The sequence below is a fragment of the Rhodococcus sp. IEGM 1366 genome, from assembly GCF_033142425.1.
GTDB classification, from domain to species: domain Bacteria; phylum Actinomycetota; class Actinomycetes; order Mycobacteriales; family Mycobacteriaceae; genus Rhodococcus_F; species Rhodococcus_F globerula.
This window is the reverse complement of sequence record NZ_JAWLRZ010000001.1, coordinates 93,729-114,955: the sequence shown is the minus strand read 5'-3', so window position 1 is coordinate 114,955 and position 21,227 is coordinate 93,729. Positions and strand designations below refer to the sequence as shown.

The following is a 21,227-nucleotide window of genomic DNA, read 5'->3' as shown; positions in this document are numbered from 1 at the left end:
CCTATTTCTTGGACACGCGGATCAACTTCTTGTTGGCAAATTCGTCCATACCCCAAGGGCCAAGCTCGCGACCCACTCCGGAGCGTTTGACTCCGCCGAAGGGAAGGCCGGGCAGAGTGGTTCCGTGTTCGTTGACGAAGGCCATTCCGACGTCGAGATCGGCGGCGACCGCACGAGCAGCGTCCAGGTCGGTACTCCAGACGGATCCGCTCAACCCGTACACCGACGAATTGGCAAGGTCAACGGCATCTTTCGCTGACTTCACTTTGTACACCACGCCCGCCGGCCCGAAGAGTTCTTCGCTGTAGGCGCGCATGTCCGGGGTGACATCGGTGAGCAATGTCGGTTGGACGTAGGCGCCGGGTCGGTCGATCTTCGCTCCACCGGTCAGAAGCGTTGCGCCCTTGTCGACGGCGTCTTGAACCTGCTCGAGCAATGTATCTGCTGCGGTTTGGGACGACAGCGGACCGAGGACCGTATCCGCTTCCAGTGGATCGCCGGCCGTGACGGACTGGAACGATGCGGTCAGTTTCCGAGTGAAATCGTCGTAGAAGTCCTCGACGACGATGAATCGTTTGGCGGCGTTGCACGCCTGACCAGCGTTGGACAATCGTGCTTTGGCTGCCGCCTTGACTGTGGCGTCCATGTCGTCGGAGTCGAGGACGATGAACACATCCGAACCACCGAGCTCGAGTACCACCTTCTTGAGGTTGCGCCCCGCCGTTTCCGCAACACTGGTCCCGGCGCGTTCGCTGCCGGTCAACGAGACACCTTGCACACGGGGGTCAGCGATCATGTCTGCGATCTGCTCGTTGCTCGCAAAAACGTTTACGTATGCATCCTCTGGCAGGCCTGCCTGCTGCAGAATCTCCTCCATCAGCAGCGCCGACTGAGGGCAGTTGGACGCGTGCTTCAGGATGACGGTGTTTCCGAGCATGAGATTGGGCGCCGCAAACCGGGCGACCTGATAGTAGGGATAGTTCCAGGGCATGACGCCGACGAGAGCCCCGATCGGGCGTCGGTACACCACAGACTCTTCGGCACCGGGAACATCGAGTCGTTCTTCTGCGAGCAACGCCGGTCCGTGATCGGCGTACCACTGGTAGATCGCCGCGGACAGTTGTACCTCGCCCTTGGCTTCGCGAACGGGCTTGCCCATTTCCAGGGCGATCATGCGTGCCAGTTCGTCGGCACGTTCGTTGTACAGTTCGGCGGTTCTGGTCAGTATCTGCGCGCGTTGCGTCGGCGCGCTCTTTCGCCAGTTCAGATAGCCGTTATGAGCCTTTTCCAGTGCGGCTTCCACTCCGGCGTCATCCAAAGTATCGAATTCCCTGACGGTTTCACCTGTCGCGGGATTGACTGTTTTGTAATTGGCCATAGTTGTTCAACGCCCGAGGGCCCTCGAGGATTCCGAGATATCCACATCGAAAGTTAATCCGTCCAACGGGTTTCAGGGAAACGTGACCGGGTATACACGGCCGTTTGTCCGAAATCGGCATCGAACGGGATCGGGTGCAGCGACGTACGGACGCTCGGGCGAGTAGCGATCGGTAGGGTATTGCCCCGGCGCCCTTGCCGAGCCCGACGATTTCGGAGTGACCGTTGACGAACGTGCTGATAGTTGTACTGATACTTGTTGTGATCGCGGCAGTGGCCTTCGTGGTTCTGCGTGGTCGTAAGAGCGCTCCGGTGGGGCGTGTAGACCCGCTTGCGGACTATCCGGAGGTATACGACCCCCACAAGATCGGTGTCGGAGACATCGTCACCTACGCGGGGATCGATCACGTGGTTCGCGGGACCATCACCCTCGACGAAGAGGGGTACATCTGGCGCGAGCACCTTCTCGACGGTTCGACCGGCCGCCGCTGGCTGACCGTCGAAGATGACGAGGGTGAACTCGAGATGACACTGTGGATGCGGCGTGAGGGCACCAACCTCGAGCCGAGTGGCGACGTCATTCTCGACGACAAGGTGCACCGCAGGATCGAAAGCGGAACCGCACGATTCACAGCCGAGGGCACGACAGGAACCGCGCCGTCAGGCGTGATGGACTACGCCGACTATGCAACTGCTGACAAAACTGGGCTCATTGCATTCGAGAAGTGGGCGCGCGGCCAGTCGTGGGAGGTTTCCACCGGCCGCGCAGTCACCCGTGCAGAGTTGACCGTCATACATTCCGGCCCTCCGCAGTGAGTGTGCATCTCCTCGACGTGGAGCCCACCGACGTGGATGCGTCTGCGCTCGGCCTTGTGGTGGACGCACCTGCGCCACCGGCCTTGGCCCAGCTTGTTATCGAAACAGTCGACGGTGCTTTGACTTTGGGAGTGCTGGGGGCATCGCATGTGGTGACGGCACGCTCGGGTGGTGAGACCTTGACCGAGCAGGTGTCCTGCGATGCGGTCACAGCTGGTGGCGATCCACTGCCGGGTGCTGAAGTTCTGGGACCGTATCGTTTCGAATCTTCCACGCAGACTCTCGATCGAACCGAGTTCGTTGCCGAGGCTGTCCGCCTGAAAGTGCAGGCAGCGGCAGATGGTTGGATTTGCGGTTCGTTTCCCGGAGACGACACCGCTGTCACGGTGTTGTTCGGCAGCAGCCTGGGGCATGGATGGGCTTGGCAGAGTTGGCATTTGTACCCAGGGGAGGGGACAGGAGTGATTGTGAAGACCAGAAGTAGGTGGCATCCGTGATCGGCAGGAAATGGGTTGTTCCCGTCATGATCGCCATGGCATGTGTGCTGTCGTCGTGCGGCAACGCGGTCAAGGACTTCATTGCGGACAATTATTCCAAGAGTTCGCAAACCGGCGACGTCGCTGTGTATTCGTCGAAAGATCCTGTCGGTACGACGGTGTCGCGAATCGTCGATGCGGAAGAACCTGCGGCTCGCAGCGCCGACGGCGGCAACGAGTACCTGCGTTACGACGACGACATCGTTACCGTCAGCGCAGCAGCGGGGGGAAGCACCATCAAGGTCGAAGACATCAACGGCACATACCGCAGCGGCGGATATGCCTATCTGGGACCGGGATTCAATCCGGGCTCACCGGCCGGTGGAGGCAGCGGCAGCGGTGGATCGGGAAGTGCGAAATGACCACATCAAGTGACAATCGGACCAAACTCAGGAGAGCTTCGTGAACGCCAACCTTGCTGCTGAAACTGTGGAAATCGGCACTGTTGACCCAGCTCTGCTGGTCGGTGGTGTTCTGGGGACGCTGGCGTACTTCGTCGTCGGAGTTGCAGTTCTGGCCACCGGATTTCTGGTTCTCGATCTTATGACGCCGGGCAATCTCCGCCACCAGGTGTACGTCGACAAGAATCCGAATGCGGCAATTCTTCTGGGTGCCAACCATCTGGCGCTTGCCATTATCGTCGTGACCGCCATTCTCACCAGTTCCGACGGATTTGCCCAGGGACTTGCGGATTCAGCCGTGTACGGTCTGTTCGCGATTGTTCTCCAGGCGATTGCGCTGCGACTGATGAATGCATTCCTGCCGGGTAAGTTGGTTGCGCTGGTACAGGATCCGAAGATGTGCGGTGCGGCCTGGGCGGTGGGCGTGACCCTGCTGTCCATCGGCTTGGTGAACGCCGCTGCTCTCACCTGATGACTGTCACCGATTCACGCGCTGTGCTCACTGCTCGGGCGCGGGTGCTGCTCCTTGCAGCCGTCGCTGCCTGCGCTGCCTGCGGACTGATCTACGAGTTGGCCCTGCTCACTCTGTCGGTCAGTCTCACTGGCGGCGGAATCACGCAGACGTCACTGATCGTCGCCGGATTTGTTGCGGCGCTCGGCATCGGTGCCCTCGCCGCCAAACCGTTGTTGGGGCACGCGGCTATTTCCTTTGTGACAGTGGAGATTCTGCTCGGCATCATCGGTGGATTCAGCGCGGTCACGCTCTACGTCACCTTCACGTTCTTTGGTTCCAGCGGGGCAGTTCTTGTTGCTGCCACGGCACTGATCGGCATTCTCGTGGGTGCGGAAGTGCCACTGCTGATGACGTTGCTGCAATCCGGACGCACCGACAACGACGCACAAAGTGCCGGAAAAGTGCTCGCCAATCTGAATGCAGCCGACTACTTGGGTGCGCTGATCGGCGGGTTGCTCTGGCCGTTTGTCTTGTTGCCGTGGGTCGGGATGATCCGGGGCGCAGCAATTACCGGCATGATCAACCTCGTCGCTGCGGCAGTCGTTGCCTTGATTCTGCTGCGGTGGCAGCTCAGCCTGCGCGCTCGACTGATTGCCGTCGTGGCAATGTTGTTAGCAGCGAGCCTGATCGGATGGCTATTGATCGCCGCCTCCGACATCGAAACCACGGCCCGTCAGCGCTTGTACACCGACCCTGTAGTCGCGGCATCGCGATCGCAGTATCAAGAAATTGTTGTCACGGAACGTAAGAACGACGTCCGGCTCTTCCTCGACGGAGATCTCCAATTCTCGAGCGTCGACGAACATCGCTACACGGAGTCTCTGGTGTATCCGGCGCTCACGAACAATCCACAACGGGTATTGATCTTGGGCGGCGGAGACGGACTTGCAGCACGGGAAGTGTTGCGGATGCCCAGCGTTCAGGACATTGTGCAAGTGGAGCTCGATCCTGCCGTCATCGAACTGGCGAACACCCGACTGCGATCGTTGAACGGCGGTGCACTCGAAGACTCACGCGTACACGTTGTGCTCGATGATGCTTTTCGGTGGTTGCGCGAGACGCCTCAACCCGGATTCGACTCGGTGATCGTCGATCTGCCCGATCCTGATACCCCGGCATTGGGCAGGCTCTATTCGATGGAGTTCTACGGTCTGGCCGCGGCAGCGCTCAATCCGGGCGGATTGATGGTCGTCCAGTCGGGCAGTCCCTATTCGACGCCCGATGCCTATTGGCGAACAGTGTCTACGGTATCCGCAGTTGGTTTGGGGGTCTCCCCGTACCACGTGTTCGTTCCCAGTTTTGGTGACTGGGGATACGTACTTGCTCAGTCCGGGGGAGTGTCACCGGAATTGAGTCTGCCTGAAAGCGCTCCGGAATTACGCTTCCTCGACGGACCTACTTTGGCGTCGGCTTCGGTCTTTCCGCGGGACCGTCCACGCCGCGACATGGAACCGTCGACGCTCGACCAGCCTCGGATAGTAGATGATATGCGCAAGGGCTATGAGCGCTAACTAACCGAGAGGACCCACGTGCTTGATGCGCTAGGTCAATCATTGCCCGTTGCAGTCGGCTTGGCGATTGTGTCCGTGCCGATGGCAGTTGTGGTTCTCATGCTGGTCACTGCAGACGCACGGCGCTCGGTTGCAGCCTTCATTCTCGGCTGGGTCGTGGGCATCGGAGCTGTGGTGGCACTGACTATCGCTTTTGTCGACACCGCCGTACCCGAATCCGAGACCACGCGGTGGGCAAGTGTCGTCCGGATAGTGCTGGGGTTAGCCTTGTTCGCGCTCGCATTCAGACAATGGCGATCCCGGCCACGGGGCGACGCAGAAGCCACTCAGCCGAAGTGGATGTCGAGTGTCAGTTCGCTCAGCCCGCTGAAATCCCTGGGGATCGCGTTGCTCTCAGCGGCCAATCCCAAGAATGCTGCACTGGCCGTCGCGGGAGGCGCGGCCATAGCCGCCGGAACCTACGTCGTGGCTGAGCAAGCCATCGCCGCTGTTGTGTTCACGATTGTCGCGAGCGCCCAGTCGCCGCACCGGTTGTGGTCAACCTCGTATTCGGCGAGCGTGCCGCGTCGATGCTCGACTCGGCAAAATCGTGGATGGCCGCCAACAACGCCGTCATGATGACGGTGATCCTGGCTCTGCTCGGCGCGATGGTGTTGGGTGAAGGGGTCAGTGGACTCGGCTAGTCGAGGCAGATTGGCGAGCCTGCGCGCTCGCCTACTATTGGGTGGTGAACGAAGTCGACGACAATGCCCTCGCTACTGCTGCGATGACCGCTCTGCGTGAGCGCGGTCCGCTCAGTCTCGAAGAATGGGCGCAGTGTGTCAGTGAGTTCGGCTCGCCGTCCGACATTGCCGAAGTGCTCGAGTACCTTGATGATCCGATGATCGGGTACCTCCCCGGCGGCAAGTATGTCGCTCTGGACGAACTGCTCGAAGGGTTGGTGTTCACGCACAGGCTCAGCGAAATCGAGATCGCGTCGGAGGTGCTCGAGGCGACGCCTGACCTCGAACCGGTGTTGTGTTTCGCGTCGAGTATCGACGGCGAAGTTCGGGTTGTCGAGGCAGAGTTCGAACAAGACTTGTTGCGAGAGCGCGGAATCGACGCTGCTTTCAGTCGCCGTGTTGTTGCCTTGCCCCGCGGGACTTTGGCCAACTTCGCAGCTGGTGATCTGATCGCGATTGCCATCGAAGACGGTGAACTGACGGTGTGGCAGGCGGATGTCGAAGACGAGCCGGATCTGGCGCCGGCACTCGAGAAGATATTCGCCGAAAACGGTGTGGAAGCGCTCGAGGCGGTGGGTTGGCAACTCGCTGTCGACGACTCGTCGTTGTTCACTGTTCCCAGCACTCCGTTGGGCGAGATGTTTGCCGCGGCAGGATACGAGCATCAACGAGAACTCCTTGCACGCAATGGATTCGACTTCGCTGCTTACGCAGTTCAGATTCAGACCGCAGAGATTGCGTCGACCTACGATCTCACGCACGACGAAGCCGTAGCTGTTGTAGCTTTTGTCGACCTGGCTCAGCGCGGATATGTCGACGCCGAGATCGAGAATCTCGACCTTCGTGACTGGGCACGTCGACATGTCGGTGTTGTTCCTGATTCGTTTGCCGCCCTTGCGGATGCGGGCGCAGCTGTGGCGGCGTTCGATCTGGGATTCCGGAACCAGGACCCCACCGCAGACATGATCCTCGAAGCGCTTGGCGGCGAGCTGGCCGAACGCGGTCCGAAGGCCGTCAAGCCGGCGGCACACTGGTTGGCAGGTAAGGCGGCTGATCGTCTCGGACGCGTTCTCGACGCGGAAGCGCACTACGAGAAGGCACTGGAATGGGAAGCTGACTGGGGTCCGGCACTTTTCGAATTGGCTCAGTTCACCGCCGACCGGAGCGACGCGACCCGAGCACTGTCTTTGCTGGGCAGGATCGACGGTGGATCCGAGGAAACCCTGTACGAAGTACTGCAGGAGTTCATTCCGGTAGAGCATCCCGAGCTGGGACGAAACGACAAGTGCTGGTGTGGATCCGGCCGAAAATACAAGGTCTGCCATCTGGGGAAGGTTGACGAGTCGGTTCGAGAAGACGGCCGCTGGCTCTACAAGAAGGCGTGCATGTTCGCGTTTTCCTCCGAATTTGCCGACATGGTGGTTCAGTTCGACGATCTTGTCGCCGCCGGCAGCGATGACGACGATCGGAGTATCTTCGACGGGCCGGCCTTGGACATCGCGCTGTTCGAGGGTGGAATCTTCGCGCAGTTCATCACCCGCCGCGGAAATTTACTCACCGAACATGAGGTGGCGACGGCACGTCAATGGCTCGATGTCGAGCGTTCCGTGTTCGAGGTGACCGAGATGAACACGCTGCTGGATCGCCGGACCGGCGACACCGTGACTGTCAGTGGTGCCGCAGATCTCGAGCCCGGTGATCTGGTGTGTGCTCGCGTTCTGCCTGCAGGTTCGAGCGCCCAGGTTGTCGGCAGCGTCATCGTGTCTTCCGAGTTGCAGGCCGCCAATGTGCTCCAGGTTCTAGGGCGGGATCATCACGATGTCGCTGAGCTGATCAGAGTGCTGAGCTGAGGGCGTCGACGCTGGTCGATGCGGAATACTCGTGCCGGGGCCTACCGGATAAAGTTGGATAGGTGAGCGAACCTATGGACCCCAATGACTTGATCGCCGAAGCTGCGATGGAGTTGTTGCGCGAACATGGCCCCCAGACCGCTGCTGACTGGGGAAACTTGCTGGCTGACGCCGGGCATGGAACGCCGGACGACATGACGGAGTTCGTGGAGTACGTCGAGGATCCGCTGTTGGGCTATCTGACCGGGGCCCGCTACGCCGCGCTCGACACACTGTTCGAGCACCGGATACTCACGCATCGCCTCACCGACGCCGAGATCAGCTCTGGCGTTCTCGACGCAAACCCCGATCTCATGGTCTTGCGTGTTTTTCTCGACAGCTTCGATGACAACGAGGATCGGGAGATTCGCGTCGTACATCGTGGGCTCGACGACGCCGCCCTGGCCGAACGCGGAATCGACGACCCGACGTTCCCGGCTGACGAAGGTTTTCTGCTTGCCCCCGACGCATTGTCGGAATGCGCGGCAGGCGATCTGATCGGGCTGTTTGTCGCAGATCGTGAGTTGACGCTCTGTACCGTTGCCGACGTAGTCGATCCGACACCCGGTTTTGCGGACGCCCTAGCGAACATCCTCACCGATACCGGCGCTGAAACACTCGACGCGATTGTCTGGCAGTTGATGCTCGAGGAGCCGACACTGTTCCGTCAGCCCGCCGCTCCGCTGGGGGAACTGCTCGAATCGGCCGGCTATGTTCGCGACGGCGATTACGTCGCGATCGAGGGGTTCGATTTCGAGGCGTTCCATTTGGCGAACCGCGCGCGGATGCTCGAGATTCGCGACAACCTGCACCCCGACGAGGCAGCTGCGGTTATCGCGCTGGTCGATCTGGTGTCGGCTGCGCATCTCGAATTCCCGGAAGACACGTCGGAAATCGGCGACTGGGCGCGTGCGCAGATCACGGAGAACCCGCAGATCTATGTGGCCGTTGCCGAACCGCCGGCAGCTGCTGCGGCACTTGAATTGTTGTCCGAACTCGACGACCACGACGAGATCCTGCACGCGGTGGCTACGGCGCTGGCTGACAAGGGGCCGCGCCGGGTAAAGCCCGCCGCGTACTGGCTCGCAGGTAAGGCAGCTGATCGTCTCGGCAAGGTCATTGTGGCCGAGGCCTACTACGAGAGCGCGCTCGATCGCGATCCCGATTGGGTGCCGGCGATTTTCGAGCTTGCGTTGCTCGCGGCGGATCGGAGCGACGCAACGCGGGCGCTTGCGTTGTTGGGTCGGATCGAAGGCGGAGAGTCGGAGATTCTGCACGACGTTCTCGCGCGCTATGCGCCGGCCGAACATCCTGAGCTGGGCCGTAATGACAAGTGCTGGTGTGGATCCGGACGCAAGTACAAGGTCTGCCATCTGGGTAAGTCGGAGATCACCTTCGACGACCGGGCAAATTGGTTGTACATCAAGGCACAACTCTTCTCCCGCAGCCCCGAGTACTTCGATGTTGTCTTCGACCTCGCCGAGGTTCGCGCCCAGCATTGGGATGACGACGACGCGTTGACTCGTGCGCTCGAGGGTGGATTGGCTGTCGACACAGCACTTTTCGACAGCAACATCTTTGGAGTGTTTGTCGAACGGCGAGGTGAACTGTTGCCGGCCGACGAACTGGAACTGGCGCAGCAGTGGTTGCAGGTACCGCAGTCGGTGTACGAGGTTGCGTCGACGGTGCCGGGTACATCGCTGACGTTGCGCGATGTCCGAACCGACGTGGCGTACGACGTCGCCGACGAGTGGGGAAGCCTGAACCTCGAAGCTGGTTCGTTGGTCTGTGCGCGGGTGTTGCCCGCCGGCAGCGCTATGCGAACCTTCGGGGGAATCGAACCGATCGCTGCTGCCGACAAGGACGGACTGATTGCCTTGCTCGATTCGCCGGACACGGAGCCTTGGCAGTTGGTCGAGTTTTTGAGCGCTCGGTTTGCTGCACTTCGGTAGCGCTTAACCGGTAACTTTGTCACTTTCGGTGCTGGTATCAGAGCGGTATCATTCGAATATGAGCAAGCAGGAAGCCGTGATCAGGGCAATTGCTGATCGAGCGGCACGTCTGCGTCAAGATACCGAAGTTCGACGAGCTGCCCGCGCCGCCATTTCCGAGTACGGCCCGTTGCTCGACCGTCTCTCACAGTGATTCGGTATCTGACGGTCGACGATCTTTTAGTGCTTTGTGATGAGCTCGGCGGTCTGCAGGTTCGGGATGTCGGCTTGCTCGAATCAGCCACGCATCGACCGAGTGCAACGGTCTTCGGTGACGAGGCTTATCCGGACATTCATGTCAAAGCAGCTGCGCTGCTGCAGTCCCTCGTCCGGAATCATGCCCTGGTCGACGGAACAAGCGATTGTCGTGGGTTGCTGCTTTTGTCTTCTATTCGATCAACGGGCTACATCTCGATGCGCCCGAAGATGATGCGTACGACGTGGTTATCGACGCAGCGACTGGTGTCGCCGACATAGCGCAGATCGCGCCTCTGCTCGGCAGTTGGGCTGCGCCCGTGCGCCTTTCCGGTCGCGGTGACTAGCGGAAAGGCGCACAGGGGCTGTGCCCCTAAGGTGTGACCTGAGCCAGCATCATCTGCTCGAAGCTGTCACCGTACGGCGGCAACATGCCCCACTCGCCGCGCGGATCATGTTCTGCCGCTTCGAGAACCGTACGTGCGTGGCTGAACTCGAGGAAACCTTCGCGGCCGTGGTAGTGGCCGATTCCGGACGCGCCGACGCCGCCGAACGGTGCGTCGGAGAGACCTGGGTGCGCCATCGCGTCGTTGATCGTGACGCCACCGGAATTGGTGCGCTCGAGCACCGATTCCTTCTCGTCGAGATCGGTACCGAAGTAGTACAGAGCCAAGGGCTTCGGGCGCGAGTTGATATCGGCGACAACGGCATCCATCTCGTCGTAAGGCAAGATCACGACGGCCGGCCCGAAGATTTCTTCCTTCATGATCTCGGCATCGGCCGGAGGATCGACGACCATCCGCAGTGGGCGTCGACGCGTGTCGGCCGAAAGTTCTTCGTCGGGAACGGTAATGATGCGTGCCCCACGATCCGCGGCATCGGCGATGTATCCCTCGATGCGGGCGAGATGGCGGTCGTTGACGATGGAGACCATGTCGGTGTTGTCGGCAACGGTGGGGAAGAGGCCGGTGAACGAATTTGCGAACGCGGTGATGAATCGTTCGATGCCTTCACGCGGAACGTAGATCAGGTCGGGGGAGACGCAGAGCTGACCGCCGTTGGTGGACTTCGCGATAGCCAGTCGGTGTGCAGCTTCGGCGAAGTCTGCGCTCTTGCCCAGGACGCTCGGCGACTTTCCGCCCAGTTCGAGGGTGACCGGCACGAGGTTCTTCGCGGCGTTTGCCATCACCAGCTTGCCGATGGACGTGCTTCCAGTGAAGACCAGGTGGTCGAAGGGCAGTGACGTGAGATTGTCGGCCACATCGGGTCCGCCTGTGACGACGGCGATTTCGAGTGGATCGAGGGTGCGCACCGCAGCGTCGGCCAGGACGGCAGCGGTGTGCGGCACGATTTCGGAGGGCTTCAGAACGGCACGGTTACCGGCACCGAGTGCGCAGGCGAGGGGGCTCAAGAGTGTGAAGAGGGGCGCGTTCCAGGTGCCGATGATGCCGATGGAACCCTTGGGCTGGTACGCGACGTAAGCCTTGGCGCCCAGCTGATCCTGGACGGCGCCGGTGGAGCGCGGAGAGCGAACCATCCAGTCTTCAAGGGAATCTCGGACGTGCTTGAGTGAAACCATCGATCCGAGAACGTCATTCATGACCGAGTAGGCCGGGAGGCGTCCACCGAAGTCTTCGTTCATGGCTTCGGTCAAGTCTTTGTGGTTCGCCACGAGCAGGTCGATCACCTGTTGAATGCGCCGGCGACGCTCTTCTGCAGTCGGCGCTCCCGCGGCGCGGGTGGCGTCCTGTTGCGCCTGCAGGATCTGCGCAAGGTCGGTGGTGATGATGGCGTCGGTGCTCATGGGCACTCCTCGTAGTGGCGAAGTATTAACTGAAAAGGTATCGACGCTTCGGTGCGAGCTGCCCGTTTCGTCTCGTTGACCGGGACGGATTCGATTGGTAGAGAGGACGCATGTCGAAGACGCAGATAAACGAGAGTGCGGTAGCTACATCAGTCGAAGAGTCGACGGGCATCGGATTTCTGACGCTCGATCAGCCGCAGCGGCGCAATCCGCTCTCGGCGCAGACCATGAGCGAGGTGACAGCGGGACTTCGGGAACTCTCCGCCGATCCGCGAGTCCGCATCGTTGTCGTGCGGGCCGAGGGGCCCGTGTTTTCGGCCGGCCACGATCTGACGGAGATGATCGGCCGCACCCTCGATGACGAGCGCGCGATATTCGACGGCTGCACCGAGATGATGGAAACGGTCCAGCAGATCGCCCAGCCGGTGATCGCTGCCGTGCAGGGACCGGCAATCGCGGCAGGATGCCAGTTGGCGGCGTCGTGTGACCTTGTCGTGGCGGCGTCGAATGCTGTCTTCGGTACACCCGGGGTGAAGATCGGGTTGTTCTGCTCCACGCCGATGGTGGCCCTGAGTAGGGCAGTTGGCCGCAAACGGTCGATGCAGATGCTGCTGACGGGCCAAACCATCGATGCTGAGACGGCGGCTGATTGGGGTCTGGTGAACTTCGTGGTCGACCCGGCTGACCTCGACCGGGAAGTGCGCGACTTGGCTGCGAAGATCACGACCGCCAGCCCCCTGACGGTTCGGATCGGTAAGCAGGCGTTCTATCAGCAGATCGATCTGCCCCAGGCGCAGGCGTACGAGGCAATGGCGGAAACGATGGCAACAAACGCCGTGACCTGCGACGCTCAGGAAGGTATGCAGGCGTTTGTGGATAAGCGGGTGCCGCAGTGGCAGAACAAGTGAGCCGAGCCCTTTCGCATTAGTTGGACGTCCGATAATCTATCGTTCATGAGCCTGGACCCGCGTACCAACACCATCGACGGAGTGCTTCGGCGCTCGGCGGCCAAGTACCCCGATCGGGTGGCCATTGTTTTCGAAGATCGCTCGCGCACCTATCGAGAACTCGACGAGGCGGTAACGCGGGTCGCGGCGCACCTCGTCGACCTCGGCTTGCAGCACGGCGATCGTGTGGCCGCGTACGGAACCAACTCCGACGCGTATGTCATCGGGTTCCTCGCGAGTTGCCGGGCAGGATTGGTCCACGTTCCGGTGAATTACGCGCTCAAGGGTGATGAACTGCGCTACCTGGTTGCGCAGTCCGGCGCTCGGGCCGTTCTGGTGGATCCGGCATTGTTGCCGACGTTGGACTCCGTGCGCGGCGATCTCGATATCGACCACGTTGTGCCGCTGCGGGACGACACGAATTCAGTGGTCGCCATCAGCACGTCGGGTGAGGTCCCGGACTTCGAACCGCGGGCCTCGTCAACGGATCTTGCGCAGTTGCTCTACACGTCGGGAACGACGTCGAAGCCCAAGGGCGCGATGATGACTCACGCCGCTCTGGTCTACGAGTACGTGTCGTCGGTGATCGCGCTCGGGCTCGACAAGGCAGATAACCCCTTGATTTGCATGCCCATGTACCACTCTGCGGGAATGCACGTGTTCATGCTTCCGTACCTGTCCGTCGGTGCGACGGTCAACGTGATGGCGGCACCGGACATCCCCGAGATTCTGCGCCGCATCGAAGCCGACAAGATCGGCTCACTTTTCCTCGCTCCTACCGTCTGGGTGCCGCTCGCCAATCATCCCGATCTCGACACCCGGGATCTGTCGTCGCTGAAGAAGGCGCAGTACGGTGCGTCGATCATGCCGGTCACCGTGCTGAACCGTCTGCGCGAGCGCTACCCCGACATCGGCTTCTACAACTGCTTCGGACAATCCGAAATCGGCCCTCTGGCAGCAGTTCTGCAGCCGGACGAGCACGCGGATAGGCCGTCGTCGTGCGGTCGGGCAGTGTTCTTCGTGGAAACCCGTGTTGTCGACGCCGAGGGCAACGATGTTGCGGACGGTGTCTCCGGTGAGGTTCTCTACCGTTCACCGCAACTCTGCAATGGCTACTGGGAAAACCCGGAAGCAACCGCAGAAGCCTTCCGCGACGGCTGGTTCCATTCCGGCGACCTCGTCGTGCGTGACAGTGAAGGTTTCATCACCGTCGTCGACCGCATCAAAGACGTCATCAACACGGGCGGCATTCTCGTCGCATCCCGTGAAGTCGAAGACGCCATCTACACACATCCCGGTGTTGCCGAAGTTGCCGTCATCGGAACACCCGATGAGAAGTGGATCGAAGCGATCACCGCAATCGTTGTTCTCAAGGACGGTCAGGACGCCATGACGCCGGAGGCGTTGATCGCCTACGTGAAGGAAAAGATCGCTCCCTTCAAGGTGCCCAAGCACATTCGATTTGTGGAGGAACTTCCCCGGAATCAAAGTGGGAAGCTGTTGAAGCGGGAACTGCGCACCGTCTAGTAGACCTGCCTGCCGCCGATGATCGTGGCTAGTACTGAGGGCGGCTGCGAGCGGGAGATCAGAACCAGGTCGCCCGCTGCGCCGACTTCTACCCGGCGCGGTGGGCCGCCTGGATCCCCGGGACGGCCGAGATAGGCGTCCAGTGCGGTGTTGTAGTCGATTGTCTCCGCATCGCCCAGAACAGTGCCCGCGGGTGTCAACCGCGCCTGTGACGCTGCGATAACTGCCCACGGGTCGAGTGGTCCGTACGGTGCGTCGCTCGAAAACGCCACCGGAACAGATGCATCCAGCAAGGATCGGCAACGGTACAAATCCTGGTGGTCGATGGCAGCAACATGTTCGAGGTAGTCGTCACCGCGATCGGCAATGAACCCCGGCTGGGTTACGACAGCCAAACCGAGGCGGTTGATCTCGGAAATGGATTCGATCGGAATCAATGCGCCGTGTTCGATCCGGTCACCAGGGATCGTGCCGATTTCGCCGAGAACGGAGAGCAAGATCAGCAGAGCTTCGCGGCTGACACTGTGTGCTGCAATCGCTCGCCCGATGGAGTGTGCGGACTCGATAACGGCGGCAAGCTGTTCGAGATCGGGAAGTCCGGAATCGGCAAGCACGATCTTGTACGGGCCGACGGTTGGTTCCGTCGACGGCAGTGAGACACCCAGTGGCACACCGAGGAGATGAACCCGTTGTGGCAATTCTCCCGAAGACATTGCTGCGCAGATGGATTCGATGCTCTCCGGAGCGAGGTCCGGCGTTGCATCAGTTACCGCAGTGACGCCGAGTCGCGACAGTTCGGTCGCCACATCGCGTAACGGCGGTGGGGCATTTCCCGGAATCCGTGCTCGGAGCCAGGAATCTGCGCGCCACACTCGGCCGGTTGGTTTTCCGGCTGCATCGCGTTCGATACCGGGATGGTCAGCCTGTTCCAATCCGGCTGCAACGACGCCCGCTGTGTTGAGCACCCACATTGCGCCACTGCGATGTTGGATACGAACAGGTCGTGATGCGTGAAGATGATCGAGGGCATCGCGATCGAGGTCGCCCGCTACCGATTCGAAGTATCCGACACCTCGCACCCAGCCGTCGGAACCTGGTGAAACCTGTAGTGCGGCAGCTAGTTCTCCGGAATTTCGGACGGCCGGCGGGCCACACTCCACGGAACTGCGTCGGGCAGCCAGCGCATGTAGGTGGATGTGGTGATCACACAGGCCGGGAATGATCTGATTGCCGTCGGCGTCGAGGACGTCCTCGCCGTGGCGAGTCAGTCCGCGGCCGATCTCCGTGATCACGCCGCCCGTGATGCGAATGTCGAGGCTGTGACGGCCACCGACAGAACAATTGGTGATCAGCAGATGGTTCAAGGGGCGACAATTCCGAGGCCGCGGAGAACGGCGTGTGTGTCAGAGCCGGAGGTGGGCGCACTGCCGACGTACTGGCGTTTCTCCGGAATAGCCACAGTGCACGATGGGGGCAACGGAGTATCGGTTCCGTGGGTGAGCGTCGACGCGACGAGGTCGGCCATCGAGAGGTCCCAGAGGTATCCTGCGCCGGTGGGCGTCTCCGACATGGCGAGGGCGGCTGCCATGAGTCCGCTCAGGGGATCGGCTATCGCGTCGCCGACAAATACGGGCGCACCTGAATTATCTTGTGCAACAAGACCACTTGATGCTGCGATGTCGTCACCGAATCCGATGCGAGCGGAGTTTCTTCCTGCCGCAGTGATGGAGATCCAGGTGGTACCGGATGCGGCCGCGGCTTCTGCGTCGAGCCCGAAGCCCGCGAGTGCGCGTGGCCGCGACGCCTCGATAACGATGTCTGCGCGTTCCACGAGCTGCGCCAGCGCCGACCTGTCGGGAGCGGCACTCGGATCGAGGACGACGGACTCGTGCCCGGCATGCAGTAGTTCGTAGAACTCGCTGTTACCGCGACGTGCTCCGTCCGGTCGTGTCGGGGTCTCCACCTTGACGACCCGCGCGCCCGCGGCTCCGAGTAGGTGTGAGCACAGAGGGCCCGCCCACAGTGCACTGAAGTCGACAACAAGCAGATCCTTGACCGATCGCCGGGTAGTGGGCGCGGGAACTGACGCAGTTGGGCGTGCGACCGGGGCAGCCGCCAACCCGAGTAGGGCTGCGCGCTCGGCCAACTCGGCTCCGGGGTGTTCGGCTAACCAGGCACTGACCGCCGGCCAGGGATCATCATCGATCTCCGCGGAGATCAGTGCACCGAGCAGAATCGGGTCGTCCGGTCGGGCACAGGACACGGCTGCCCAGCCGTCCTGTGTAGGGAGGAGGCGGCAACTGCCTCCGAGAGAGATTGAACCGCTGCGGGTGAATCCGGTGAATGCCGCGCGTTCGGAAAGAAAGCGGGCTCCGTCTTCGTTGCCGTTGATGAATTCACCGAGGTGCCGTGCCAGGGTGGCGGCGTTTCCGGGGGGAATTCTGGGAGATTCGTCGGGGGAGCCGGTGAGTGGCACTATCCCGCTGCCGAGCCAGTCGAGGACGCGGCGGTCCTCGTCCGCGTCGTCGGGCCAGGCAAACATTCTCCGATGTTACACTCCGAAAAGTATTACCGGAAAAGGTATCCCGCGTGCAGAACTGCCGTCGGGTGCAGGAAGCCGAGCAATGATTCGGCGCTCGAGAAGGATGAAGATGGTCAACCAGATGCACGCGCTGTCGCCGCAGGACATTCTCGACGGCAGGATCGATCTTCCACTTCTTGCAGACGGTGGCGCACTTGATAATCCAGTGGTCCTGGTCGACCTGGACGAGGAGTTCTCAGAGGACGAAGCCCGTGCGGTGTCGGCGAAAGTTCTCGGATCCGACCGTGTTGTTCTCGGGCGGTACACGGGCCGTACACCGGATGCCGCAACAAGAACACTGGCGCGTTCGCTCGACTCGACGGTGTCGACGGTATTGACCGAGAACGTCCGAGAGTTTGTGGGTGTCGAAGATCCCGACGCTGAACTGGCGTCTGTCTTCGACCGCTTCCAAGAAAATCCTTATGCGTCAGTTGTTGCCTCGCAGGTTCTGCGGTTGGGTGAAAACCTGTCGATCCCCGCAGCGCTTGACGTGGAATCTCTGGCCTACTCGACGCTGTTGGGCACTCCGGACTTCGAGCGGTGGCTCACTGGTCGAGGACCACGGCCGCTGCCGCCCCCAGCTCCGCAGGAACCGGTGCTGATCGAGCGTCGAGATGGGTTGTTGCACATCACGCTCAACCGCCCGGAACGTCGGAACGCTTACGGGGCGCAGGTGCGTGACGGGCTGGTCGCAGCATTACAGGTCGCCGTGATGGACCCCGGCATCGAGAAGGTTCTGCTCGACGGCGCTGGGCCGTCGTTCTCCGCGGGAGGTGATCTGGACGAGTTCGGGACCACTCCGGATCTGGCGATCGCGCATCTGATTCGAACGCGATCGGGAGCTGCGCGGCTGATGGCCCGGCTGTCCGATCGAATCGAGGTACAGGTTCACGGAAGTTGCGTGGGAGCGGGCATCGAGGTGCCGGCCTTTGCCGCCGATGTGTGTGCGCACCCGGATACGGTGTTCCGCCTGCCTGAGATCTCGATGGGCTTGATTCCGGGAGCGGGTGGCACTGTGTCCATCCCGCGCCGGATCGGGCGTTGGCGCTCGTACCACCTGTTTCTCTCCGGTGCTGCGATCAATACGGAGCGTGCGCTCGACTGGGGCCTGATCGATTCGATAGCGCCGATATAGGCATCGCCTTACCTTCGGTTCGTTTTCAAGTCTTTGACTCATAATGCTCGACCGGATTGACTTCGGAAGACGCATTAACGTGGAACGAGCAAGGTGAGTGGTGGGTATGCAGGTCGACGCGGACGACTTCGCCGATATCTTGGCGACGGCAAGGGAATTCATCCGGAAGGAAGTTGTCCCTCGTGAGCAGGAGATAGCCGATACCGATGCCATTCCGGAGGACATCCGGAAGAAGGCCGCCGATATCGGACTGTTCGGTTACGCCATTCCCCAGGAATGGGGTGGTCTGGGCCTCGACCTCACGCAAGACGTCGAACTCGCGATGGAGTTCGGGTACACGTCGCTGGCTCTGCGCTCGATGTTCGGCACCAACAACGGCATCGCCGGACAGGTACTCGTCGGCTTCGGCACCGATGAGCAGAAGGCGGAATGGCTCGAACGCATCGCGTCGGGTGAGGTAGTCGCGTCCTTCGCACTGACCGAACCGGGCGCTGGATCCAACCCCGCCGGCCTGCGCACCAAGGCAGTCCGCGGCGGGAGCGACTGGGTGATCAACGGCAACAAGCGGTTCATCACCAATGCCCCGACAGCGCAACTGTTTGTCGTGTTCGCACGCACGCGTCCGGCCGACTCCGACGGTCCCGGTATCGCTGTCTTCCTGGTCCCGGCCGATACCGAAGGTGTCACGGTGGGGCCGAAGGACAAGAAGATGGGTCAGGAAGGTGCCTGGACCTCCGAGGTCAGCTTCGACAACGTGCGCGTCCCCGCATCGGCCCTGGTCGGGGGCGACGAAGACACCGGATATCGCGCTGCCATGACTTCCTTGGCACGTGGACGCGTTCATATTGCCGCATTGTCGGTGGGAGCAGCCCAGCGAGCCCTCGACGAATCTGTCGCCTTTGCCACTGTCACGGAACAGGGTGGGACTGTGATCGGTGACTTCCAATTGGTCCAAGCGATGCTTGCAGATCAACAAGTAGGTGTGATGGCCGGCCGGGCAATGGTCCGTGAGGTTGCGGCGCGCTACGTCAGCGGCGAGGACCGTCGACTCGGACCGTCTGCGGCAAAGCTCTACTGCACCGAGATGGTCGGAAACGTAGCTGACCTCGCTGTCCAGATCCACGGTGGCAGCGGGTACATGCGGGGCGTTCCTGTCGAACGGATCTATCGGGAAGTGCGGTTGCTGCGCCTGTACGAGGGAACCAGTGAAATTCAGCGGTTGATACTCGGCGGCGGTCTTGTGTCGCAAGCGAAGAAGCAAGCGAAGTAATACAGCACGTACTTTCTTCAACTGACGAATGGAGTGGACATGGGACTGTTGGACGGCAAGGTGACAGTAGTGACCGGGGGCGCACAGGGTATCGGGTTCGAAATTGCCCGAACCTTTATCAAAGAAGGCGCCACCGTGGTGATCGGCGATATCAACGAGACTGTCGGCGTCGCTGCCGCAGCTGAGCTCGGTGGCGATTCCGTGGCGCGGTTCATCTCGTGCGACGTTCGCCATTCCGACCAGGTCGAGGCAATGCTCGATCTAGCTGAAAGTGCTTTCGGCCCAGTCGATGTCATGGTCAACAATGCCGGCATGACTCGCGACGCGACAATGCGGAACATGACGGAGCAGGACTTCGACGACGTGATTGCCGTCCACCTCAAGGGTGCCTGGAACGGAACTCGCGCAGCCGCGGCCCGCATGCGCGAGCGTGAGACGGGATCGATCGTGAACATCTCGTCGATTTCAGGCAAGGTCGGCATGTTGGGCCAGACCAACTACTCGGCCGCCAAAGCCGGAATCGTCGGTCTCACGAAGGCTGCTGCCAAAGAGGTTGCGTTCAAGAATGTTCGGGTCAATGCCGTCCAGCCCGGACTGATTCGCACAGCGATGACCGAAGCGATGCCGGAGCGCGTCTGGAACAGCAAGCTGGCCGAAATTCCGATGGGTCGTGCCGCGGAACCGTCCGAGGTTGCGTCCGTGGTGGTGTTCCTCGCGAGTGATATGTCGAGCTACCTGACCGGTACCGTCCTGGAAATTACGGGCGGGCGCCACATCTGAGGCGCGTGCTTCAATTCAGGAATGGACTCTGACATGGGACAGTCGCATTCGGATCTCCCACTCGACGGGATTACCGTGGTGGCGTTGGAACAGGCCGTTGCGGCGCCGCTCGCCAGTCGGCATCTCGCGGACATGGGTGCTCGCGTGATCAAGATCGAGCGGGTGGGTGAGGGCGACTTCGCTCGTCACTACGACGGCGCGGTGCGCGGTCAGGGCTCGCACTTCGTGTGGCTCAATCGTTCCAAGGAATCGATTGCCGTCGACGTCAAGTCGGAGTCCGGCCGTCGAGTCGTGCTCGATCTCATCGCGGAAGCCGACGTCTTCTTGCAGAACCTCGCTCCGGATGCTGCAGATCGACTGGGCTTCGGTGCGGACACGCTCCGAGCAGAGTTCCCTCGGCTCATCGTGATCAACATGTCGGGATACGGCAGCGCCGGACCACGTCGTGAGCGCAAGGCGTACGACATGTTGGTGCAGGCCGAGACCGGAATGATCTCGGTGACCGGAACACCCGAGACGGCTACGAAAACGGGTGTTCCGGTTTCCGACATCGCAGCCGGGATGTACGCGCTGACATCGATACTGGGTGCCTTGTTCCGTCGGGAGAGAACTGGCAAAGGCGCAACGGTCGACGTGTCGATGTTCGACGCGACCGTCGAGTGGCTCGGCCACCCGATGTACATGAAAATGTATGCGGACAAGCAGATTCCGCGAGTCGGGCTCGGGCATGCGGCCATCGTTCCGTACGATTCGTTCCCGACGTCGGATGGTCAGATCCTCATCGGAGTCCAGAACGAGCGCGGATGGCGGACGCTCATGGTCGACGTCTTCGGGCGGGAAGATCTGGTGGATCATCCGCGATATGCCACCAATATCGTCCGGGTCGAGAATCGAGCCGAGGTGGATGAGATGGTCGGATCGCTCACGCGACTGTATTCGACCGCAGAGCTGGATAAGCGTCTGGCCGCAGCGGGTGTGCCCGCAGCAGCGTTGAACGACATGGGCGGATTGCTGAAACACCCTCAGCTGGACGAGCGTTCGCGGTGGCGATCCGTGGGAACAGAAGTTGGGCCCATCGACGCTGTGCTACCCCCGATGACCTTCTCCGACGTGGAAATGAAGATGGGTGATGTGCCCTCCCTTGGTCAGCACACCGAGTCGATTCTGACGGAGTTGGGGCGCACGGCCGATCAGATCGCCGACCTTCACCGAGACGGATCGATCGGATAGC

18 protein-coding genes and 2 pseudogenes are annotated in these 21,227 nt (G+C 61.2%); 16 read left to right on the top strand and 4 right to left on the bottom strand.

Annotation, left to right across the window (positions count from 1 at the left end; translation table 11 throughout):
• Position 1 precedes the first annotated feature (1 nt).
• On the bottom strand, positions 2-1,378 hold the full coding sequence (locus R4P64_RS00535; protein WP_033233389.1) for an NAD-dependent succinate-semialdehyde dehydrogenase: 1,377 nt from the start codon (positions 1,376-1,378) through the stop codon (positions 2-4).
• A gap of 224 nt (positions 1,379-1,602) precedes the next feature.
• Between R4P64_RS00535 and R4P64_RS00530 the strand changes: the two genes are divergently transcribed.
• From R4P64_RS00530 to R4P64_RS00485, 10 genes and pseudogenes are all read left to right on the top strand, one after another.
• Positions 1,603-2,193 (top strand): DUF4178 domain-containing protein, encoded by a 591-nt coding sequence (locus tag R4P64_RS00530; protein ID WP_033233388.1) that lies wholly within the window; start codon positions 1,603-1,605, stop codon positions 2,191-2,193.
• Positions 2,190-2,690: a DUF2617 family protein gene (locus R4P64_RS00525; RefSeq protein WP_317818864.1), complete on the top strand. Its 501-nt coding sequence runs from the start codon at positions 2,190-2,192 to the stop codon at positions 2,688-2,690. Before R4P64_RS00530 ends, R4P64_RS00525 begins: the two co-directional genes overlap by 4 nt.
• Before the next feature lie 35 nt (positions 2,691-2,725).
• Positions 2,726-3,091 carry a DUF4247 domain-containing protein gene (locus R4P64_RS00520; RefSeq protein ID WP_371851334.1) on the top strand — a complete coding sequence of 122 codons (366 nt, stop codon included), beginning with the start codon at positions 2,726-2,728 and terminating at the stop codon, positions 3,089-3,091.
• A 40-nt stretch (positions 3,092-3,131) separates the two neighbouring features.
• Positions 3,132-3,602 (top strand): DUF350 domain-containing protein, encoded by a 471-nt coding sequence (locus R4P64_RS00515; protein ID WP_033233385.1) that lies wholly within the window; start codon positions 3,132-3,134, stop codon positions 3,600-3,602.
• Complete coding sequence (locus tag R4P64_RS00510; RefSeq protein ID WP_317818863.1) at positions 3,602-5,155, top strand: polyamine aminopropyltransferase; 1,554 nt, start codon at positions 3,602-3,604, stop codon at positions 5,153-5,155. The genes R4P64_RS00515 and R4P64_RS00510 overlap by 1 nt, the downstream gene beginning before the upstream one ends.
• Before the next feature lie 81 nt (positions 5,156-5,236).
• Positions 5,237-5,838 (top strand): annotated as a pseudogene (locus tag R4P64_RS00505) (GAP family protein).
• 44 nt (positions 5,839-5,882) lie between these two features.
• Positions 5,883-7,727 carry an SEC-C domain-containing protein gene (locus R4P64_RS00500; protein ID WP_317818861.1) on the top strand — a complete coding sequence of 615 codons (1,845 nt, stop codon included), beginning with the start codon at positions 5,883-5,885 and terminating at the stop codon, positions 7,725-7,727.
• 62 nt (positions 7,728-7,789) lie between these two features.
• Positions 7,790-9,718, top strand: coding sequence for an SEC-C domain-containing protein (locus R4P64_RS00495; protein WP_317818860.1), 1,929 nt, complete (start codon positions 7,790-7,792; stop codon positions 9,716-9,718).
• 58 nt (positions 9,719-9,776) lie between these two features.
• Complete coding sequence (locus R4P64_RS00490) at positions 9,777-9,911, top strand: hypothetical protein (protein WP_257013245.1); 135 nt, start codon at positions 9,777-9,779, stop codon at positions 9,909-9,911.
• Positions 9,908-10,299 (top strand): annotated as a pseudogene (locus R4P64_RS00485) (type II toxin-antitoxin system death-on-curing family toxin). Before R4P64_RS00490 ends, R4P64_RS00485 begins: the two are co-directional and overlap by 4 nt.
• A gap of 26 nt (positions 10,300-10,325) precedes the next feature.
• Here the strand turns inward: R4P64_RS00485 and R4P64_RS00480 are convergent.
• Entirely contained in the window at positions 10,326-11,756 is a 1,431-nt protein-coding gene (locus R4P64_RS00480) for an aldehyde dehydrogenase family protein (protein WP_172936997.1), read from the bottom strand.
• 110 nt (positions 11,757-11,866) lie between these two features.
• Between R4P64_RS00480 and R4P64_RS00475 the strand changes: the two genes are divergently transcribed.
• A complete protein-coding gene (locus tag R4P64_RS00475) occupies positions 11,867-12,664 on the top strand; it encodes an enoyl-CoA hydratase (protein ID WP_033233380.1) in 798 nt (265 codons plus the stop codon).
• A 45-nt stretch (positions 12,665-12,709) separates the two neighbouring features.
• Positions 12,710-14,230 carry an acyl-CoA synthetase gene (locus R4P64_RS00470; RefSeq protein WP_317818858.1) on the top strand — a complete coding sequence of 507 codons (1,521 nt, stop codon included), beginning with the start codon at positions 12,710-12,712 and terminating at the stop codon, positions 14,228-14,230.
• Here R4P64_RS00470 and R4P64_RS00465 read toward each other — a convergent pair.
• Both R4P64_RS00465 and R4P64_RS00460 read right to left on the bottom strand, forming a co-directional pair.
• Positions 14,227-15,594: an amidohydrolase family protein gene (locus R4P64_RS00465; RefSeq protein ID WP_317818857.1), complete on the bottom strand. Its 1,368-nt coding sequence runs from the start codon at positions 15,592-15,594 to the stop codon at positions 14,227-14,229. The two genes, R4P64_RS00470 and R4P64_RS00465, sit on opposite strands and share 4 nt — an antisense overlap.
• On the bottom strand, positions 15,591-16,772 hold the full coding sequence (locus R4P64_RS00460; RefSeq protein WP_317818856.1) for a CoA transferase: 1,182 nt from the start codon (positions 16,770-16,772) through the stop codon (positions 15,591-15,593). Before R4P64_RS00460 ends, R4P64_RS00465 begins: the two co-directional genes overlap by 4 nt.
• A 109-nt stretch (positions 16,773-16,881) precedes the next feature.
• Between R4P64_RS00460 and R4P64_RS00455 the strand changes: the two genes are divergently transcribed.
• From R4P64_RS00455 to R4P64_RS00440, 4 genes are all read left to right on the top strand, one after another.
• Positions 16,882-17,946: an enoyl-CoA hydratase/isomerase family protein gene (locus tag R4P64_RS00455; protein ID WP_317818855.1), complete on the top strand. Its 1,065-nt coding sequence runs from the start codon at positions 16,882-16,884 to the stop codon at positions 17,944-17,946.
• 106 nt (positions 17,947-18,052) lie between these two features.
• Complete coding sequence (locus R4P64_RS00450) at positions 18,053-19,216, top strand: acyl-CoA dehydrogenase family protein (RefSeq protein WP_116102709.1); 1,164 nt, start codon at positions 18,053-18,055, stop codon at positions 19,214-19,216.
• A 39-nt stretch (positions 19,217-19,255) separates the two neighbouring features.
• The gene (fabG, locus tag R4P64_RS00445; protein WP_033233311.1) at positions 19,256-19,996 is read left to right on the top strand and encodes a 3-oxoacyl-ACP reductase FabG; all 741 of its coding nucleotides are present in this window, start codon (positions 19,256-19,258) and stop codon (positions 19,994-19,996) included.
• Positions 19,997-20,029: 33 nt separating this feature from the next.
• Complete coding sequence (locus tag R4P64_RS00440) at positions 20,030-21,226, top strand: CaiB/BaiF CoA-transferase family protein (protein ID WP_317544970.1); 1,197 nt, start codon at positions 20,030-20,032, stop codon at positions 21,224-21,226.
• The last annotated feature ends 1 nt before the right edge of the window (position 21,227 follow it).

Coding starts and splice junctions, on each gene's coding strand:
- R4P64_RS00535 (WP_033233389.1), bottom strand. CDS start 1,378: ATGGCCAATTACAAAACAGTCAATCCCGCGACAGGTGAAACCGTCAGG.
- R4P64_RS00520 (WP_371851334.1), top strand. CDS start 2,726: ATGGCATGTGTGCTGTCGTCGTGCGGCAACGCGGTCAAGGACTTCATT.
- R4P64_RS00510 (WP_317818863.1), top strand. CDS start 3,602: ATGACTGTCACCGATTCACGCGCTGTGCTCACTGCTCGGGCGCGGGTG.
- R4P64_RS00490 (WP_257013245.1), top strand. CDS start 9,777: ATGAGCAAGCAGGAAGCCGTGATCAGGGCAATTGCTGATCGAGCGGCA.
- R4P64_RS00480 (WP_172936997.1), bottom strand. CDS start 11,756: ATGAGCACCGACGCCATCATCACCACCGACCTTGCGCAGATCCTGCAG.
- R4P64_RS00475 (WP_033233380.1), top strand. CDS start 11,867: ATGTCGAAGACGCAGATAAACGAGAGTGCGGTAGCTACATCAGTCGAA.
- R4P64_RS00470 (WP_317818858.1), top strand. CDS start 12,710: ATGAGCCTGGACCCGCGTACCAACACCATCGACGGAGTGCTTCGGCGC.
- R4P64_RS00460 (WP_317818856.1), bottom strand. CDS start 16,772: ATGTTTGCCTGGCCCGACGACGCGGACGAGGACCGCCGCGTCCTCGAC.
- R4P64_RS00455 (WP_317818855.1), top strand. CDS start 16,882: ATGGTCAACCAGATGCACGCGCTGTCGCCGCAGGACATTCTCGACGGC.
- R4P64_RS00450 (WP_116102709.1), top strand. CDS start 18,053: ATGCAGGTCGACGCGGACGACTTCGCCGATATCTTGGCGACGGCAAGG.
- fabG (WP_033233311.1), top strand. CDS start 19,256: ATGGGACTGTTGGACGGCAAGGTGACAGTAGTGACCGGGGGCGCACAG.
- R4P64_RS00440 (WP_317544970.1), top strand. CDS start 20,030: ATGGGACAGTCGCATTCGGATCTCCCACTCGACGGGATTACCGTGGTG.